Annotated in this window: 2 protein-coding genes; both read right to left on the bottom strand. The window is 62.6% G+C overall.

Features of this window, described 5'->3' with window-relative positions; all coding sequences use genetic code 11:
* Positions 1-364 precede the first annotated feature (364 nt).
* Positions 365-1,573: an IS91 family transposase gene (locus AWB67_RS36165; RefSeq protein WP_087660659.1), complete on the bottom strand. Its 1,209-nt coding sequence runs from the start codon at positions 1,571-1,573 to the stop codon at positions 365-367.
* Positions 1,574-1,581: 8 nt separating this feature from the next.
* Positions 1,582-2,460, bottom strand: coding sequence for a tyrosine-type recombinase/integrase (locus tag AWB67_RS36160; protein WP_062640030.1), 879 nt, complete (start codon positions 2,458-2,460; stop codon positions 1,582-1,584).
* Positions 2,461-2,626: the final 166 nt, after the last annotated feature.

Below are 2,626 nucleotides of genomic sequence, written 5' to 3'. Positions count from 1 at the left end.
CATATTGCAGAGGTTTTTTTGATTGGCGATCGCGACCAGGAACGCGTGAACAGGCCGGTCGGAGTCGGCCCGCGATCGGTAATCAAAAAAACGTTTGTGCTAAACCGCTCCGCAGGAGTTCGCTTCTATGGGCATTGAATGAATCGCGTGGTGATTTGCGATAGCCGGCACGTGGCCATTGCAGGTCGGAAGCAAGCGGTCTGAAGGAGCTGGTGGAGCGCAGACAGTGAGAGTGCGAGGGTCAATGGTGAGGTAGTGCAGAGTTTCTGCGACATTGTGATCGAGCGACAACGCCAGAGCACGCGGGGGCTCGCGTTGGCCGCATGGGGGAAGGCCAACGTGCTCGGGGTGATGGTGATGCCGGTCAGTGAACATGGCTGGGGTCAGGTGGAGCGCGCGGCTGGATGCCGGGCACGCCGGCTTCGATGCGTACCATATGGCCCTTGCCGCACATGGGGCAATCGCGCAGTGACCTGCCGGTGAGCCGCTGGTAACGGTCACGGTAGTCCTCGCCGGAGGCAGGTAATGCAGCGACGGGCTGCTCGACGCCGAGCAGCCGCCGGCAGGTGGCCAGTTGCGCAGTCCGGTGACAGTTGGCGAGCCACCCGTAGCTGCGGATGCGCTTAAGACCGTCGGGCAGCACGTGCAACAGGAAGCGGCGGATGAACTCGTCGGCTCTCAGGGTCATGGTCCTGTGGCGGGCTTCGTGCCGGTAGTCCTTCCACCGGAACAGCACCGAATCGCCATCAAAGCGCAGCAGCCGGTTATTCGAGATGGCCACGCGATGCGTGTAGCGGCCCAGGTAGTCGAGCACCTGTTGGGCGCCGCCAAATGGTGGTTTGGCGTAGACCACCCACTCGGCCTGGGCGGCGGGCGCAAGCCACGCGGCGAACGCCTGGGGATTCCGCAGGCGTTCGAGTTGGCCATGGAAACGCAGGCCGCCGGCGTCGAATGCGCGGCCCAACTGTTCGAGGAACAGGCGGCGAAACAGGCGTGAGAGCACGCGCACCGGCAGGAAGAAGCCGGGCCGGCAGGCGATCCACCGCTCGCCATCCGGGGCAATGCCGCCGCCTGGTACAACGCAATGCACGTGCGGATGGTGCAGCAGATTCTGCCCCCACGTGTGCAGGACCGAGAGGAAGCCGATCTCCGCACCGAGATGTTTTGGATCGGCGGCGATCGTGCGCAGCGTTTCGGCGCTGGTGCGGAACAGCATGTCGTAGAGCACGCGTTTGTTCTGGTACGCGATTGCCGCAACGGGTTCTGGCAGCGTGAAGACCACATGAAAGTACTCCACCTCGGGAAGCAGTTCGGCGCGCCGGCGTTCGAGCCAATGCGCACGGGCGAGTGACTGGCACTTCGGGCAGGCGCGATGCCGGCACGAGTTGTAGGTGATGCGTTGATGCCCACATGCATCGCATTGCTCGACATGTCCGCCGAGTGCGGCGGTACGGCACAGTTCGATGGCGCTCATCGCGCGCCGCTGGGCACGACTGAGGGCGTCGGCATGGGTCTGCCGGTACTGCGGGCCGCAGCAGCGGAAGATGTCGGCCACTTCGAGCGCTGGTCTCATCGCCAGATTCAGAAGTACTCGGGCGCAGCGGGTGCAGACGGAGTGGGTTCAGGGCGCGGAAGAAGGTCGAAGGGACTGGTGGTAGCGCATACAGTGCTCGTGGCCACTTTAAGGTAGCGCGAAGTTGTGGACAGGGACCTATGGCCCATGAGCAGTTGGATCCTGCGCACGTCGGTACCGGCTTCCAGCAGATGCGTGGCGAACGCGTGACGCAAAGAATGCGGTGTTATTGGCTTCTGGATCCCGCTGTGCTTACGTGCAAGCTGGCATGCCTGTCCGACGGCATCGCGACTGATGGGTTGGCCGGGAATGTTGCCCGGAAACAGCCACTCGCGCGGGTGGGCGTCGTGCCAGTACGTTCGCAGGATCTCGAGCAGCCGCGGCGAGAGCATCACGTACCTGTCCTTGCGATTCTTGCCCTGGTTCACACGGATGACCATGCGCTTGCTGTCGATGTCGGTGACCTTCAGGTGGACAACTTCTGACACCCGCAGGCCCGCTGCGTAGGCAACCATCAGAATGGCCCGGTGCTTTAGGCTGGCAATGGAGTCGAAGAAGGTGGTGATCTCCTCGAGACTCAGGACGACCGGTAGTCTGAACGGCTTCTTCGGCAGCGGGAAATCCTCGTCGCTCCAGTCACGTTTGAGCGTCACCCGGTAGAGGAAACGCAGTGCGCCGATCGTTGCGCCAAGACTGGCGGGTGCGAGCTTGCGTTCTTCGCGAAGGTAGACGAGCCAGGCGCGGATCTCCTCGGGACCTAGCAGTTCTGGCGAGCGGCGGAAGTGTCGGGCGAAACTGGATACCTGAATCAGATAGGACTTCTGGGTATTATCCGCAAGGTTGCGGATCTGCATGTCATGCAGCATGCGTTGGCGCAGCGGCGTCATGGCGAACCTCCTGGAAGCAGCGGGTGGAATGCCCAACCGGGCGTTCACATACTGCTCCTGGCGATACGGCTCACCTCGCTGGGGTTCAGCGCCAGACAACCCTCTTCATGAAACGTCAGCCATAAACCTGTGCCCACCTCCCACTACCGCGTCAGCGGTTTAGTAC

Source organism: Caballeronia terrestris (assembly GCF_001544515.1).
Classification (GTDB): domain Bacteria; phylum Pseudomonadota; class Gammaproteobacteria; order Burkholderiales; family Burkholderiaceae; genus Caballeronia; species Caballeronia terrestris.
Note: the sequence above shows the minus strand (reverse complement) of the source record. Positions and strands in the feature narration are given on the sequence as shown.